Genomic DNA, 13,934 nt, shown 5'->3' with positions numbered 1-13,934 from the left:
GTCAATCTTCCAACGGTAATCGCTCTTCTGCGCTCATGCTCCAACAAATGATCGAAATACTGGAGCACGACCGAAAACCCTCGCAGGGACATCGATTCGTCGGCCGTTGCATCGCTGGTTCTTGGACTACTCAAGTCGATCAAATATCGCGAATTTACTTTTTGCACAGGACGAGGCAGCGCCTGGTGAAAACAAAGAGTCCTGACACCTTTTCTCAAGCTGGGAAAAAAGGGAGATTCGTATTTTCGGGGGCGTGTAAATATTCCGCCATTTTGAAGCTTTTGCTCGATTCAGCAAGTCAAGCAATCTGGTAAAGCGATGGAAACGCCGCTAGACGGCGACTCTTGATGGCGACCAGGGGGGATTGGAGAGGGGCAACTGACCCAGACGGAGACCGTCGAAAGCGCGGGCTTGCCCTACGCCCGACGGAAATTGGTAAAATACAAGGTACCGTCCGTCAAGTTGCGCACATTTGATTTTCAGCCTGACTCTGGAAAATTGTTTTTGCCGCGCGCGGCAAAAACAATTTTTTAAACTTTGCCGTCTTCTCGCTCCTCCGGTTCGCGGAGGCGGTCCATGTCGAGGTAGCGCCTTGTCCCCCAGTGCGTGCCGGCGATGTGGCGCAGCCGGGCTGCGACCAGCATCAGGGCGCTTTGGCCGTCCGGAAACGCTCCCACGACTCGTGTTCGTCGCCGGATCTCTTTCATGATCCGCTCCAGCATGTTGTTGCTCCGCAGCCGCGTCCAGTGTTCTCGCGGGAACGCCATGTACGCCAGCGTTTCCTGGTAGCCGTCGCGGAAGCATTTCGCCGCCGCGCCCAGCCGAAGCGAGATCAGCTTCTCGGTGACCAGTGCTGCCTTCGCTTCCGCCGCCGCGCGATCCTCTTGCGCGTGAACCGCCTTCAGCATCGCCGCCACGTCGCCTGACTTCGCTCGCGGCACGTCTTTCAACACGTTGCGATAAAAGTGGACGATGCAGCGCTGCCAGGCCGCGTCTGGGAAGAAGTCTCCCAGCGCTTCGACCAGGCCGAGGCACTTGTCGCTCGTGATCAGCCGCACGCCCTTCAATCCGCGCTCCTTCAGGTAACGCAGGAACGTTCGCCAGCTTTCGCTATCCTCCTTCTTCCCTTCGGCGACCCCGAGAATCTCGCGATGTCCATCAGCGCCGACGCCGACCGCCACTAAGATCGCCACGTTCTTCACCTCGCCGCCCCAGCTACGTTTCAGCCAGATGCCGTCGAGCATCACGTACGGATGTTCGCCTTCCAGCGGCCGATTTCGCCACGCTTCGATCCGCTCGTAGATCTTCTGGTTCAGCTCGCTGACGGTGCTGGAGCTGACTCGCGTTCCCCAAAGCGCCTCGGTGATGTCTTCAACGCGACGGACCGAAACGCCTGCCAGATACATCTCAACGAGCGCCTCTTCGACGCTCGATTCGCGTCGCTTGTAGCGTTCGATGATCTGCGTCTCGAGCGGCAAGCTCCGCAGTCGCGGAACTTTCAGCGAAACCTCGCCCGCCTTGGTCTGCAGCTTCCGCGAATACGACCCGGCTCGCGAATCGACGCGGTCTGGTGAACGTTCGTAGCGTTTCGCCTTGCAAATCTGATCCGCTTCGGCATCGAGCATCTGATTCAACGTCTCCTCGACGGTTGAGCGGACCAGCTCATCAAGATGCCCCCGCACCGCGTCGCCGTCAATTTTAATCGCATCCCGGATCTCTTCGCTGGTCCGTTCTTCTGGTACATTCGTCATGGTCAGTCCTTGGTTCTGGTGGTGGTTGATGTTGGTAATCAAATCCATACCAGAGCCAGGGCTGGCTCTCAAATGTGCGCAGGAATTAGGACGTTATCAAATACAAGGAAAGTTTACCGAGAAATTCCTTCATCCAAGTCGCCTGCCATGATTGTGCGACTGACCCAAAAGCTGGCGAAAAAGATTCACGTTGCGCCAACGAAGTCCTATCCTCTGGATGTCAATCCTTTGGCGGACTGGAGTGCGCATCTTTTCACCGTTTCTCGAACGCAGTTCATCTTGATCACCAGCACCGCCACGCTCTACTCGGCGGTCCTGTATGGCCGCGGCATACCAGACGACGGGCGGTTTCTGGATTGCATGCTCAGTACGTTATCAGGCGTTTTTGAAGAAGATGGATTGGGCCTGGCGTTTCAGAAACTTGTCGCCCCTGCGGCGAGAACCGTGGTCTTTTCCAAAGCGCTCAGTCGCACTGTTACAGGCTCGATGAATGACCATATCATGGGGGCCAAAATCTACCTGGGCGAATTCGATACTTCGCTCGCAGAAACCACTCAGAGGTTAAACTGCACGCCGCTGTCCGCAATCAATTATGACAGTCCGCGGAGAGCGACTCAGGCTCTTTGTGACGATTTAATGAGTCGGCGGAAGGAGTCGCAGTGCTCCTGAAGCCAGGCATACATCATGTCGGATTCCTGGCGAAGTACGTCTCGGAAGAAAACCCTCTTCGTGGCTGTTGCTTCGAAGTATTGCAACGGATCATCAGATGCGGCGATGAAATACGAGCGAATGTCCGTTCTCAGCCGTTGAACTGAACTCGGTTGGCCTTGGCGTGTTTTCTTCGTCAGCAGAACAAATCACGAGGAGATTATCTCGGAATTCGAAAATGCCCTGGTTGATACCATCGTCAAGGTGTATGTCGATTTGATATGGTTTCGGCGAATAGTGGACGTCGTATCGTACCGAATTGGTGTCGACCCCATCAATTTGACGCCAGGAATGGTTCGCATTGAAAACTATATTTGTCCCTGGCAAGTATTTTGATTCTCTACCAGCCACGAATGCCTTGAATATCGTCCATTTGCCGAGGATTGACGATTCGTCGCTCATTTTGATAGTTCCTTGGATGTCGCATTGTTCGCCCTAAAAGCGTCATTCGCTCGGTCATTTCTGTCCCGAAGTGTAAGCCAAAGCGTGGATGGCGGTACGAATTGTCTACCCGATCAACTCCTTCTCTTCAAGCAGCACCGCAAGATAAATCAATAAACGTCGACGCCATACGCTGAACTCGACAAATTGAATCATCTATTGCGCGGCTCGATAGCTGCGATTTTCTCGACACACTTCACTAGAAATACAACGACAGCTCTACGGCCTATCCAAGCTTTCCAGCTGAATCGTCGGCCTTTTCACCTTGATTTCACCCTCCTCAAACTGTCCTCAAACAAGAAAAACGCCCTCCAACGTGGAGGGCGTTTTTTGTTCTATCTGTGGCAAGCGAAAGCTAAACCGTTAAGTCAGCTTCCACCCATCCGGAATATGCGCGCCCTTCTCGACGCAAGGAATTCCGTCGACGACCGTGACGCCGACGTCGTATTCCTTTTCTTCCAATCCCAAATCGTTGACGATCCGGACGTTCTTGCCGATGTTGCAGTTCTTGTCGATGATCGCGCCTTGGATTACCGAGCCGCAGCCGATGCCCAACGGCGGGCGTTTGCAGTTGCGGTGATCTTCCAGTTCGTTTTCGGTTTCGTAGTAGTCGGCGCCCATCAGGACCGAATCTTTGATCGTGACGTTTTCGCCGATCAGGCTGCGAAGGCCGACGACGCTGTTGTCGATGGTGCAGCCGGCGCCGATGCGGCAACCGTCGGCGATCTGGCTGCGATCGACGCTAACCTGCGACATCAAGGTCGGCGGCAGGAAGCGGGCGCGAGAATAAATCGGTTCGTCTTCGTCCGAGAAGCTGAACGGCGGCTCTGGACTGGCGAGCGACAGGTTCGCCTCGTAGAAGGCTTTGATCGTCCCGATATCTTCCCAGTAATCGTCAAAGGCGTGCAGTTGCACGTGGCGCGAACGAATCGCGGCGGGGAAGATCTCGCGACCGAAGTCTTCGTAGTCGGTCTTTTCCAAGACGTCGACCAGCGTGTCGCGGTTGAACAGGTAAATGCCCATGCTCGCCAGGCAGTCGCGGCCCTGGCTCTTCACACCCAGGGCTTCCAACTTCTCGGGCGGCATCGTGACCAGCTCCAGGTCTTCCTGGGTCTGCGGCTTTTCGACAAAACCGACGACGCGGCCGGTATCGTCCAGACGCATAATGCCCAGCGACTTGGCGTCGTCGCGCGAGACCGGGATGCCGGCGATGGTGACGTCGGCGCCGCTCTTGATGTGCGTGTCGAGCATCTTGCGATAGTCCATCCGGTACAGCTGGTCGCCGGCCAGGATCAGCACATAGTCGGTGCCGTACTGCTGGATGTACTTCAGGTTTTTACGAACGGCGTCGGCGGTACCTTGGTACCAGTCGGTCGACTCGTTGCCGGTTTGCTGGGCGGCCAGCAGTTCGACAAAACCGCCGCGGAAGTTGTCAAAGCGGTAGGTCTGGCGAATGTGGCGGTGCAAGCTGACCGACAGGAACTGCGTCAACACATAGATGCGATTCAGGTCGCTGTTGATGCAGTTGGAGAGGGGAATATCGATCAGGCGATACTTACCGGCCAGCGGCACGGCCGGCTTCGAGCGATACTTCGTCAACGGATAGAGACGCGTGCCGCGACCACCGCCCAGAACCAAAGAAATAACATTGCGCATGATAACGACCGAGATTCCTCAAAGAAGATAATCAGTGGGCGGGAATTTTGACTTTTAGCATAACGGTCTCGCCGCCGCTCTGGCAAGCGCCGCCAGAGCGAACAACGATGAAGATCTGCCGTTTGGCCCGAAAGCTAGCTCGGCGCTTTTTGATAAAAGCCGCGGCGGCGCTGCTCGCTATACCGCTGCAACGCCTGCTCAATCACCGGAACCGCCGTCTCGGCCGGCTGCATTTCGTCGACTTCGACCGTTTTTCCTTCCAGTTGTTTGTAATCCTGGAAAAAGCGGCGAAGCATGTTGCGGCGATGGCTCGGCAGGTCGACCGCTTCCCGATAGGAAGAATATTCGGGGTCGTTCACCGCGACGGCGATGATCTTATGGTCCAGTTTGCCGCTGTCGACCATCGTCATCAGACCCACGACGCGGGCCTCGATCAGGCACAACGGATAAACGGACTCTTGGCAAAGGACCAGCACGTCGAGCGGATCGTCGTCTTCGGCCAGCGTTTGCGGGATAAAGCCGTAGTTGGCCGGATAGTGGACCGCCGAGTAGAGGATGCGATCCATCCGCAGCAGCCCGGTCGGCTTGTCCAGTTCGTATTTCAGGCTGCAACCGGTCGGAATTTCGATCACCGCGCAAAATTCGAGCGGCATACGATGGCCCGGGCTGACGTCGTGCCAAGAGTGCGTCATCGTTCGTCCTAATTATCAAAACAAGAAAAGTGGGCGGTGGGCATGAAAGGGGAACGCCGATGACGGCGAACTCCTTGTTTATTTGACGACAAAATTGACCATGCGACCAGGGACCACAATCGCTTTGACCACCTGTTTGCCGGCGATCATGCTCTGGATCTTCTCGTCGGCGAGGGCCGCCTTTTCGAGGTCGGCCTTAGAAATATCGGCCGCGACGACGATCTTGCTGCGAACCTTCCCCAAGATCTGGACCGGAATCTCGATTTCGTCATCCTTGGTGAATTTTTCGTCAAATTGCGGCCAAGGGTGGTAGGCCAGCGACTCGGTCTCTCCCAAGATCGACCACAGCTCTTCCGCAATGTGCGGGGCATAGGCCGACAGCATCAGCACCAGCGATTTCATCGCCGACTTGGGGCGGACCTCTTCTTTGGTGAAGAAGTTGGTGAACTCCATCATCCGGGCGATCGGCGTGTTGAACTCTAACCGCGACAGGTCGCGGGTGACCGCCTCGATCGTACGGTGCAGCGCCTTGTTTTGTTCGGCGGTCGGCTCGACGTCTTGCACCGCGTCAAGCAGCGTCGCCTGGTCGGCGAAATCGTCGACCACCAACCGCCAAACCCGATCCAGGAAGTTCCGCACGCCGCTCACGCCGGCCATGCTCCACGGTTTGGTCGCTTCGAGCGGGCCCATGAACATCTCGTACAGCCGCAAGCTGTCGGCGCCAAAATCCTTTACCACGATATCGGGGTTCACCACGTTGCCGCGGCTCTTCGACATCTTCATCGCCCGGGCGTCGATCTTGACCTTGGCGTCGGCCTTCAGGACGAAGGCGTCTCCCTGCTTCTCGACATCGTCGGCCGACAGTTTGACCGCGTTGACCAGTTCGCTGGTCTTGGCGTCGATCCGCTCTCCGTCGACGTTGGTCTTGGTCTTGTTGTGCGAAACCCAGCGACCTTCGGCCGTTTGATAGCCGGTGTACTCCAGTTCGCCCAGGATCATTCCCTGGTTCACCAGCTTTTGAAACGGCTCAGCCGTGGTGACCACGCCCCGATCGAACAGCACCTTGTGCCAGAACCGGGCATACAACAGGTGAAGCACCGCGTGCTCGGCGCCGCCGATGTAAAGGTCGACCGGCATCCAGGCTTTTTCTTTTTCGCGATCGATCAGCATCTGGTCATTTTTCGGATCGATAAACCGCAGGTAGTACCAGCACGACCCGGCCCATTGCGGCATGGTGTTCGTTTCGCGCTTGTATTTCACGCCGTCGATGACCGGGTAGAGCCAATCGTCGTCCGCTTTTTCGAGCGGCGGCTCGGGACGGCCGATCGGCTTGAAGTCTTCCAGCTCGGGCAGGTTGACGGGCAATTGATCGACCGGCACCGGCAAGATCTTGCCGTTCGGCTCGCCGTTTTCGTCCAGCTCTTTCAGGATCGGGAACGGCTCGCCCCAGAAGCGCTGACGGCTGAAGAGCCAATCGCGCAGTTTGTAGTTGACCGCGGTGCGGCCGAGTCCGGCTTCGGTCAGATCGGTCGCGATCTTTGACTTGAACTCGGCAGTCAGCGTGCCGTCGTACTTGCCGGAGTTGATCGCGACGCCGTCGCTAGTCGAGCAAACCTTGCCCGCCAAGACTTCGGCCCGGTCGACGTCGCTCGACTCGCCAGGGTCGACGACGGCGATGACCGGAATATCGAACGTCTGGGCGAACTCAAAGTCGCGATCGTCATGCGCCGGAACGGCCATGATGGCGCCGGTGCCGTAGCTGATCAGCACGTAGTCGGCGATCCAGATCGGGGTCTGCTCGTCATTGACCGGGTTGATCGCGTACGAACCGCTGAAGACGCCGGTCTTTTCCTTGGCCAGCTCGGTCCGTTCCAGATCGCTCTTGCTGGCCGCCTTGTCGCAATACGCTTTGACGGCGTCCGCTTGTTCGGCGGTGGTCAAGGTATCAACCAGCGGATGCTCCGGCGCAATCACCATGTACGTGGCGCCAAACAGCGTATCGGGGCGGGTGGTGTAGACCCGCAGGATGTCGTCGCCGGGCTTGCGGGGGAATCCGCTGGCGGCCCGGGTCTTTTTCCAATCGCTCAGCTTGTCGGCGGCGCCGATGTAGAAGTCGACTTCGGCGCCGGTGCTACGGCCGATCCAGTTGCGCTGGCGAGCCTTGATGCCGTCCGACCAATCCAAGCCGTCGAGGTCTTTCTCCAGGCGGTCGGCGTAGTCAGTGATCCGCATCATCCATTGCTTCAGCGGAATCCGCTGCACCGGGTGACTGCCCCGCTCGCTCTTGCCGTCGATGACTTCTTCGTTGGCCAGCACCGTACCAAGCGCCGGACACCAGTTAACCGGAGCTTCGCTGAGATAGGCCAGGCGGTGCTCGTCTTGATATTGGCGAACCGCGTCGGCGCCTTCCGCTTTGATGTCGGCCGGAATCGGCAGCTCGGCGATCGGGCGCCCTTTCTGCTGCTCACGGTCATACCAGGTATCGTAGACCTGCAAAAAGATCCACTGCGTCCAGCGGAAGTACTCGACGTCGGTCGTCGCGATCTGACGATCCCAGTCGTAGCTGAAGCCGAGCATCTTCAGCTGTCGGGTGAAGTTGGCGATGTTCTTTTCGGTCTGCACTCGCGGGGGGGTGCCCGTTTTGATGGCGTGCTCTTCGGCCGGCAAGCCAAACGAGTCGAAACCCATCGGGTGCAGCACGCTCTTGCCCTGCATCCGGGCAAAGCGGCAGACGATGTCGGTCGCCGTGTACCCTTCGGGGTGACCGACATGCAGCCCTTCGCCGCTGGGATAGGGGAACATGTCCAGCACATACATCTTTTCGCCGCTGGGCATTTCGGGCGTCGCGAAGGTGCGATTCTGCTGCCAGAACTGCTGCCATTTCGGTTCGATTTCAGCGGGATTGTAGCGCGGCATCGGTCTATCGTGTTTTTAGTGAAGCGGGGAGGGCCGGATTTCTACCTAAGCCGTTATCTTTGTTCGGCTTTCGCCATCCCCCAAGAAAGCCGTGATTCTAATTCTTTACCCGGTTTATCGCAATCGACGCACCTCGATCGATACAACCGCTAGTTCCCGAAAAAAGGACGAAAACATCTCGTTGATCCCCGTATTTCGCTGAAGTTTTGTCGCCCAATGCGTAGGCTGCGGGCCGGGCGGTTGTTAAACTTCTTCATATCTTCGTGCGTCGCCTGTCCAAGTCGTTGCGATGTACGAGACGCCCCCCAACCGCAGAATTCGGAAGGTTTTCCTGCATGCTCGATGGTCGAAGGAACTTGAGACTGGTAGACACCGATCGCGACGCAATGCGAATTGCGGGCAAATTCAACGCTCAGCTGATGGATTTCATCCGTCCGTACGTCAAACCAGGCATCACGACCGGCGAACTCGATCGCCTGATCCATGAGTACACACTGGATCATGGACACGTACCGGCTTGTTTGGGTTACCACGGATTCCCCAAAAGCTCGTGCACCAGCGTTAACGAAGTCATCTGTCACGGTATCCCAGGCAGCTACGTCCTTAACGATGGGGATATCGTCAATGTCGACATCACCAGCATTGTCGACGGCTGGCATGGCGATCAGTCCGAGACGTTCTTGATTGGCGACGTCTCGGACGAAGCCCGCAGCGTGACGCAGTGCGCCTTCGACGCGATGCACGCCGCGATCGATGCGATCTCGCCCGACTGCAGCGTCGCCACCATCGGCCGCGCCGTCGTCGCCGAAGCGAAAAAGTACGGCTACGGCGTCGTCGAAGAATATGTCGGCCACGCCTTAGGGCGCCGCTTCCATCAAGAACCGTCGATCCCTCACGTCCCGACACGGGCCACCCAGTCCGTCTTCTTGCCGGCCGGCGTCTGCTTCACGATCGAGCCGATGATCAACCTCGGCACGCACGAAACGGTCCTCGACCGCCGCGACGGCTGGACGGTCCGCACCAAAGACGCCCAGCTCAGCGCCCAGTTCGAGCACACGATCCTGATGACCGAAGAAGGCCCCGAGATCCTAACGCAAACCAAAGACGGGCCGAAAAAGGGGCATCAGTTCTAAGAAACTGAGCCAACAATCGTGAGAAAACAGGAAAGCCGCTGGCGAGTTGCCGGCGGCTTTTCTTGTGGGTGCACTTCTTTCCCCTCCCCTGCCGATGGAATGAGAACAACGCGAATCGTTTCTCTCACAACTGCTAGCACCGGAGAACAAGGATGTTCTGCTGCGAGTGCGGGGCGAAGGCCCAGGGTAAATTCTGTTCTAACTGCGGGCACAAGATTGCGCCGCAGACAGACGACTGGGAAAACGACGTTCGCTACGAAGCGATCATCCATGTACCGGAGGTTCGGGCGGCGATTGATTGCTGCGCTCAAGGCACCGCGAAGGGGATGTCGGCCGAGACGTTTCTTTCGATCTGCGAAAAGGTGGTCGACTCCCCGGTCTCCTACGGTGCGCTGGCCGAGATCTCCCAGTCGATGTACGCGAAAATGGGAATGAAGACCGGCCAAGAGCGGGTCGAAGAAATCGCGGCCCCGATCGGTCGCACCATCGCCCGGGTCGTCTGCAGCCTGGCCAAGCATGGCCAGAAGATCGAAAGCGTCCAGCAAGGAGACGGCGGCTGCGTGATTACGGCCGAGTTTCCTTCTTCGATCTGGGCGATGAAGGGAGAGCTGAAAGTCTCGATCGTCCAGCTACCAACAGGGACGCTGGTCGGCGCCGAAACGATCATCCCAGGCCAATGGTTCGACTGGGGCAAGAGCACCGCGGCGCTGGCGTTGCTGTTTGACGATCTTCAGACCGACATGGGCTTGCCGCCGAGCGAGAAGCCGCGGTTGGCGGCGTAGGCGATCTACGAGTCGGCAGGCTTAGCGCTCCGCCCGAACAATACGGCGGCAATCGCGGCCAAGATCGCCAGCGGCGCGATCCCCACAATCGCGACAACATAGATCGGCGTCGTGACGAAGAAGTAGTGTTGATGCAGAACGGGATCTCCTCCCATTGCGCCCACATCGGCGCTTCCATTCCAAGCGACCGTCATCTCCCAACCGTCGATCTGGACAATGCCGCTGGAAAACCCGACGACCAGCGCCACAATGATCATAACGGCGGTCAACACGAATAACGCGGCGGTAATGTACGCGGCGATTCTCATTCCGGGCGTGCAGCCTTCCAACCAGCGTCCAACTGCTTTTGCAACTGCGCAACCAGCTCCGCATTTTTCGCCTCGCCGGCGACGTTTTCATTTTCGGCCGGATCGACCTGGTGATCGTACAGCTCGGTCTCCAGCACTTCGCCCGTCTTCTTGTTCTTCCAAGCGGTGAAGCGATAGCGATCGGTCTTCATCGTGTAGCCCATCACGGCGCCGCGCGGGTATTGGCTGAACGCGGCCGGTTTCCATTTCGCACCCGGTTTGTCGAGCAGGGGCGCGGCGCTTGATCCTTCCAAATGCTGCGGCTTGTCCAGGCCCGCCAGATCGCAGAGCGTCGGGTAGATGTCGACAAACTCGACCAACGCGTCGCTCGGCTTGCCTGGCGCCTTTTGACCGGGCGCCCGGATGATCAGCGGGGCGTTGGCGTCATTTTCAAAGTTCGTATGTTTGCACCAGCCGTTGTGCTCTCCCAACTTCCAACCATGGTCTCCCCACAGCACGACGATCGTGTCGTCCGCAAGCTGAAGCTTGTCGAGTTCGTTCAGCAATTGGCCAACGTTGGCGTCGGTAAAGCTGACGCAGGCATAGTAGCCATGTTTCAACTCGCGGGCCTTCTCCTCGGTCAGGTCTCCCTTTTTCGGGATCCCTTCATAGACTCGCATCTCGCCCCAGCTGGTCAGCGAGTAGGGGGTCACGTTCTTCGGTGGAAAAGGATTGTCGGCCAGTTCGATTTCGGCCGGGTCGTACATGTCCCAATACCTTTTCGGCGCGTTGAACGGCAGGTGCGGCTTGGTGAAACCAACCGCCAAAAAGAACGGCTCGTCTCGCTTGCTCAGTTCCTGCAGCGACTTGACCGCCAGGTCAGCGATCGCGCCATCTGTGTAAGCGTTGTCCTTGACGTCGGCCATCTCGGTCGCCGGACCACGAGCGGCGCGGCTCAGCTTGGTTCCCGTCAAACCTTGCTTCTTCGCAGCGGCCCGTTTCTGGCTGATCATCGCGCGGTTCTCAGGCAGCGCATAGCCGCCACCACCTTTCGGCTTGCGGGCCGGTTCGCTCCAGGTCGGCGCGTCGTCATAGCCGCCGTGATAGATCTTCCCCATGCTGACGCTGTAATAGCCGTTCTGCTTGAAGTGCTGACCCAGCGTCACCACGTTCGGCGCGTTCTTGCGGAAGTGGGTCACCAGGTCATACACCCGGGTCGAATCGGGACGCAGCCCAGTCATCAAGCTGGTCCGCGACGGCGAGCAAACCGCCTGCTGGCAATAGGCCCGCGAGAAGACGGTGCCGGAGGCGGCCAGCTTGTCGATGTTGGGGCTCTTGATCCAATCGTCGCCATAACAGCCCAGCTCGGTCCGCAGGTCGTCGACCGCGATAAACAACACGTTCGGCCGCTTCTCTTCAGCCAGCAGGGAAGAACCGAAAGAAATCGGGGCCAACAAGATAGCGACCACAAGGAGAGAAAGTCGGCGCATGGCAAATCTCATGAGGGAATGCGAAATGGGGAGGGGACGCTTCCCATTTTAGCCAGACAGACCACCGAGAAGCCACAATGCCGCCGCACCGGCTGGCGAGATTTTTTACTCCGGCGGCGCCATCATCTCTTCCAGCGTTTCGGGTCGCTTTCGGTTGCCGCTCACCACATCGGCGATAATTCCCTGCACGTTGCGATTGACCACATCCTCTGGCGACAGTCGCACTGCATGTTCGATCGTCGCTTCGGCCTGATCAACCGAGCCGCTCAGCATCTGAATCACCGCCAGATTGCCCAGCAATTCGGCGTCGTCCGGTTTCACGGCGACCGCTTTGATCGCCGTGTCGAGGGCGACTGGATAATCTTTCCGAGCCAGGCAGATCGCTCCCAGCTCTTTGTGCAGGATCGTGTTCTCGGGCTCCAGTTCGACCGCCCGCACCAGTTGCCGCTGCCCCTTTTCCTCTTTGCCAATCGTGTACCAGGCCATTCCTAGGGCGAGCGCCACGTTGGCCGCATCCGGATATTTGGCCGCGAGCGGCTGCAGTTCATCGATGGCGTCTTCAACCTGCGCCGCTTCGTCGCCGGTCTTGGCTGGCATTCCCGGCTCACGGCGCAATTGCCATACCGTTTCAAACGCGCGAGCGAAGATCTCATCCGGCGTCTCGCTCTGCCGGGCCTGATAGACGAGCTTGCCGGTCGCCTTCTCGCGATAGGTATCGATCCCATCCTTCCGCTCGACGAACTCAAACTTCTCGGCGATCTCTTCGTCGCTGTAATGCTGAATCGCATCGGGATTAAAGGGAGAGTCGTCGGCCGGGGCGATCACCTTGCGCGAATCCCAGCCCCGCAAGGTAGCAATCAGCCGCCCTTCGTACTCAAACAGAAACAGCCAATCGCACTCCGGCTCAACCGCCTGATTGCGGGTCTGCACGATCACAAAGTCAGGCGAATCGCCGCTGCGGTCCAAGCCATGCAACTCGAGCAGCTTGGCGAACTCCTCGGCATCGACCGGCGCCATAAAGCTGGCCTGCGACAGTTTCTCATCGCCATAGCTCATCGCATTGGGCGCAATCGCGGCGAAGCCTGCGGCGCCATCTTCTAAGACGCGCTCCAATGCATCATTGCGAATCACGACCGCCGTGCATTGAATTTGAATCGGCATGTTTCTCCCTCGCTTGACAAACGCCGTTTCCAACAGTCCCGCCCCAATCGTAGCCCGACGCGCCAGCGAGGGAAATGCGGGCGGGAAGAAAAGCGGAGGAAGAAAACGACCACACGGTTGTGAGGAACGCATAGCATTCAAATCACCGTTGGGAGCAACAAGTTGCAACTTTTCCAAAAAACCATGCTACCTTCAGAGAGACGCCCCCATTGTGTGGCGTAGACTTTCCCAACGTTCGTTTCTCCCTTGCAAAGGCGCGGCTGACTCATGAATCGATTCACCCTACCCGTTCTGCTCGCTCTTGGCCTGATCGCCCTGGTCGGTTTTGGCGTCGCCTTGGCGCATGAAGATGGTGACGTGCTCAAGGTCACGACGGTCGCCAAGTCGACCAAGCAATGGGACGGCGCGCCGCTGCCCGCTTATCCGGAAGGGCAGCCGGAGATCACCATCTTGCGGATCATTATCCCGGCTGGTGAGCGAACCGCGCTGCATACGCATAGCGTGATCAACGCCGGGGTGCTGCTGAAAGGGGAACTGGTCGTGCATACCGAGGAAGGAAAGACGTTGAAGATTAAAGAGGGCGACTCGCTGATCGAGCTAGTCGACAAACCGCACTGGGGTCAGAACGACGGCAAGGTCGATGCGGAGATCCTTGTCTTCTACGCCGGCGTCGAAGGGAAAGGAATCACGCATCTGCTCGACGAGCATGACGAGCAGAAAAGCGGAGAGCCGAAAGCGGAAAGCGGAAGTTATTTGTACGACACTAGCGGGTTGCCATATGACAATTCTCTGGCGCCACCTATAGGAAGTCCCCTGTCAAGGCAGACCCTCTCCGGGCCTTCGCCCTTCTTTCTTTTTTGCAGGGGAAGGGGCTTGTAGGTTAACGGTTGATCTTGGGACGCTGCTGGTTCGGTTGA

12 protein-coding genes are annotated in these 13,934 nt (G+C 58.1%); 4 read left to right on the top strand and 8 right to left on the bottom strand.

Translation table 11 applies throughout. The annotated features are described in order from the left end of the window. Positions 1 to 530: 530 nt before the first annotated feature. A complete protein-coding gene (locus Enr8_RS20135; RefSeq protein ID WP_146429411.1) occupies positions 531 to 1,751 on the bottom strand; it encodes an IS256 family transposase in 1,221 nt (406 codons plus the stop codon). Positions 1,752 to 1,898: 147 nt separating this feature from the next. On the opposite strand from Enr8_RS20135, the gene Enr8_RS20130 reads away from it, so the two are divergent. Then, positions 1,899 to 2,420 (top strand): DUF6933 domain-containing protein, encoded by a 522-nt coding sequence (locus Enr8_RS20130; RefSeq protein ID WP_146435065.1) that lies wholly within the window; start codon positions 1,899 to 1,901, stop codon positions 2,418 to 2,420. A 93-nt stretch (positions 2,421 to 2,513) separates the two neighbouring features. On the opposite strand, the gene Enr8_RS20125 is transcribed toward Enr8_RS20130, so the two are convergent. From Enr8_RS20125 to leuS, 4 genes are all read right to left on the bottom strand, one after another. Further along, positions 2,514 to 2,861, bottom strand: coding sequence for a hypothetical protein (locus tag Enr8_RS20125; protein WP_146435063.1), 348 nt, complete (start codon positions 2,859 to 2,861; stop codon positions 2,514 to 2,516). Positions 2,862 to 3,263: 402 nt separating this feature from the next. Further along, the gene (locus Enr8_RS20120; RefSeq protein ID WP_146435059.1) at positions 3,264 to 4,556 is read right to left on the bottom strand and encodes a glucose-1-phosphate adenylyltransferase; all 1,293 of its coding nucleotides are present in this window, start codon (positions 4,554 to 4,556) and stop codon (positions 3,264 to 3,266) included. A 134-nt stretch (positions 4,557 to 4,690) separates the two neighbouring features. Further along, on the bottom strand, positions 4,691 to 5,248 hold the full coding sequence (locus Enr8_RS20115; RefSeq protein WP_146435056.1) for an inorganic diphosphatase: 558 nt from the start codon (positions 5,246 to 5,248) through the stop codon (positions 4,691 to 4,693). A 78-nt stretch (positions 5,249 to 5,326) separates the two neighbouring features. Further along, positions 5,327 to 8,164: a leucine--tRNA ligase gene (gene leuS / locus Enr8_RS20110; RefSeq protein WP_146435053.1), complete on the bottom strand. Its 2,838-nt coding sequence runs from the start codon at positions 8,162 to 8,164 to the stop codon at positions 5,327 to 5,329. A 335-nt stretch (positions 8,165 to 8,499) separates the two neighbouring features. Between leuS and map the strand changes: the two genes are divergently transcribed. Both map and Enr8_RS20100 read left to right on the top strand, forming a co-directional pair. Then, the gene (map, locus tag Enr8_RS20105; RefSeq protein WP_146435050.1) at positions 8,500 to 9,297 is read left to right on the top strand and encodes a type I methionyl aminopeptidase; all 798 of its coding nucleotides are present in this window, start codon (positions 8,500 to 8,502) and stop codon (positions 9,295 to 9,297) included. Positions 9,298 to 9,449: 152 nt separating this feature from the next. Next, positions 9,450 to 10,079 (top strand): hypothetical protein, encoded by a 630-nt coding sequence (locus Enr8_RS20100; protein ID WP_146435047.1) that lies wholly within the window; start codon positions 9,450 to 9,452, stop codon positions 10,077 to 10,079. A 5-nt stretch (positions 10,080 to 10,084) separates the two neighbouring features. Here the strand turns inward: Enr8_RS20100 and Enr8_RS20095 are convergent, their stop codons facing one another. From Enr8_RS20095 to Enr8_RS20085, 3 genes are all read right to left on the bottom strand, one after another. Further along, positions 10,085 to 10,387, bottom strand: a complete 303-nt coding sequence (locus tag Enr8_RS20095; RefSeq protein ID WP_146435044.1) for a hypothetical protein — start codon at positions 10,385 to 10,387, stop codon at positions 10,085 to 10,087. Next, on the bottom strand, positions 10,384 to 11,856 hold the full coding sequence (locus Enr8_RS20090; RefSeq protein ID WP_146435042.1) for a sulfatase: 1,473 nt from the start codon (positions 11,854 to 11,856) through the stop codon (positions 10,384 to 10,386). Before Enr8_RS20090 ends, Enr8_RS20095 begins: the two co-directional genes overlap by 4 nt. Positions 11,857 to 11,961: 105 nt before the next feature. Further along, complete coding sequence (locus tag Enr8_RS20085; protein ID WP_186767761.1) at positions 11,962 to 13,017, bottom strand: tetratricopeptide repeat protein; 1,056 nt, start codon at positions 13,015 to 13,017, stop codon at positions 11,962 to 11,964. 267 nt (positions 13,018 to 13,284) lie between these two features. On the opposite strand from Enr8_RS20085, the gene Enr8_RS20080 reads away from it, so the two are divergent. Next, positions 13,285 to 13,896: a cupin domain-containing protein gene (locus tag Enr8_RS20080; protein WP_146435036.1), complete on the top strand. Its 612-nt coding sequence runs from the start codon at positions 13,285 to 13,287 to the stop codon at positions 13,894 to 13,896. The last annotated feature ends 38 nt before the right edge of the window (positions 13,897 to 13,934 follow it).

Origin of the sequence: Blastopirellula retiformator, from assembly GCF_007859755.1 — a bacterium.
Lineage (GTDB): Bacteria > Planctomycetota > Planctomycetia > Pirellulales > Pirellulaceae > Blastopirellula > Blastopirellula retiformator.
This window is presented reverse-complemented; position numbering and strand designations above follow the sequence as displayed.

Bases quoted from the DNA above. Each gene is read 5' to 3' on its own strand.
- Enr8_RS20100 (WP_146435047.1), top strand. From the start codon at position 9,450: ATGTTCTGCTGCGAGTGCGGGGCGAAGGCCCAGGGTAAATTCTGTTCT.
- Enr8_RS20095 (WP_146435044.1), bottom strand. From the start codon at position 10,387: ATGAGAATCGCCGCGTACATTACCGCCGCGTTATTCGTGTTGACCGCC.
- leuS (WP_146435053.1), bottom strand. From the start codon at position 8,164: ATGCCGCGCTACAATCCCGCTGAAATCGAACCGAAATGGCAGCAGTTC.
- Enr8_RS20115 (WP_146435056.1), bottom strand. From the start codon at position 5,248: ATGACGCACTCTTGGCACGACGTCAGCCCGGGCCATCGTATGCCGCTC.
- map (WP_146435050.1), top strand. From the start codon at position 8,500: ATGCTCGATGGTCGAAGGAACTTGAGACTGGTAGACACCGATCGCGAC.
- Enr8_RS20125 (WP_146435063.1), bottom strand. From the start codon at position 2,861: ATGAGCGACGAATCGTCAATCCTCGGCAAATGGACGATATTCAAGGCA.
- Enr8_RS20080 (WP_146435036.1), top strand. From the start codon at position 13,285: ATGAATCGATTCACCCTACCCGTTCTGCTCGCTCTTGGCCTGATCGCC.
- Enr8_RS20135 (WP_146429411.1), bottom strand. From the start codon at position 1,751: ATGACGAATGTACCAGAAGAACGGACCAGCGAAGAGATCCGGGATGCG.
- Enr8_RS20130 (WP_146435065.1), top strand. From the start codon at position 1,899: ATGATTGTGCGACTGACCCAAAAGCTGGCGAAAAAGATTCACGTTGCG.
- Enr8_RS20090 (WP_146435042.1), bottom strand. From the start codon at position 11,856: ATGCGCCGACTTTCTCTCCTTGTGGTCGCTATCTTGTTGGCCCCGATT.
- Enr8_RS20085 (WP_186767761.1), bottom strand. From the start codon at position 13,017: ATGCCGATTCAAATTCAATGCACGGCGGTCGTGATTCGCAATGATGCA.
- Enr8_RS20120 (WP_146435059.1), bottom strand. From the start codon at position 4,556: ATGCGCAATGTTATTTCTTTGGTTCTGGGCGGTGGTCGCGGCACGCGT.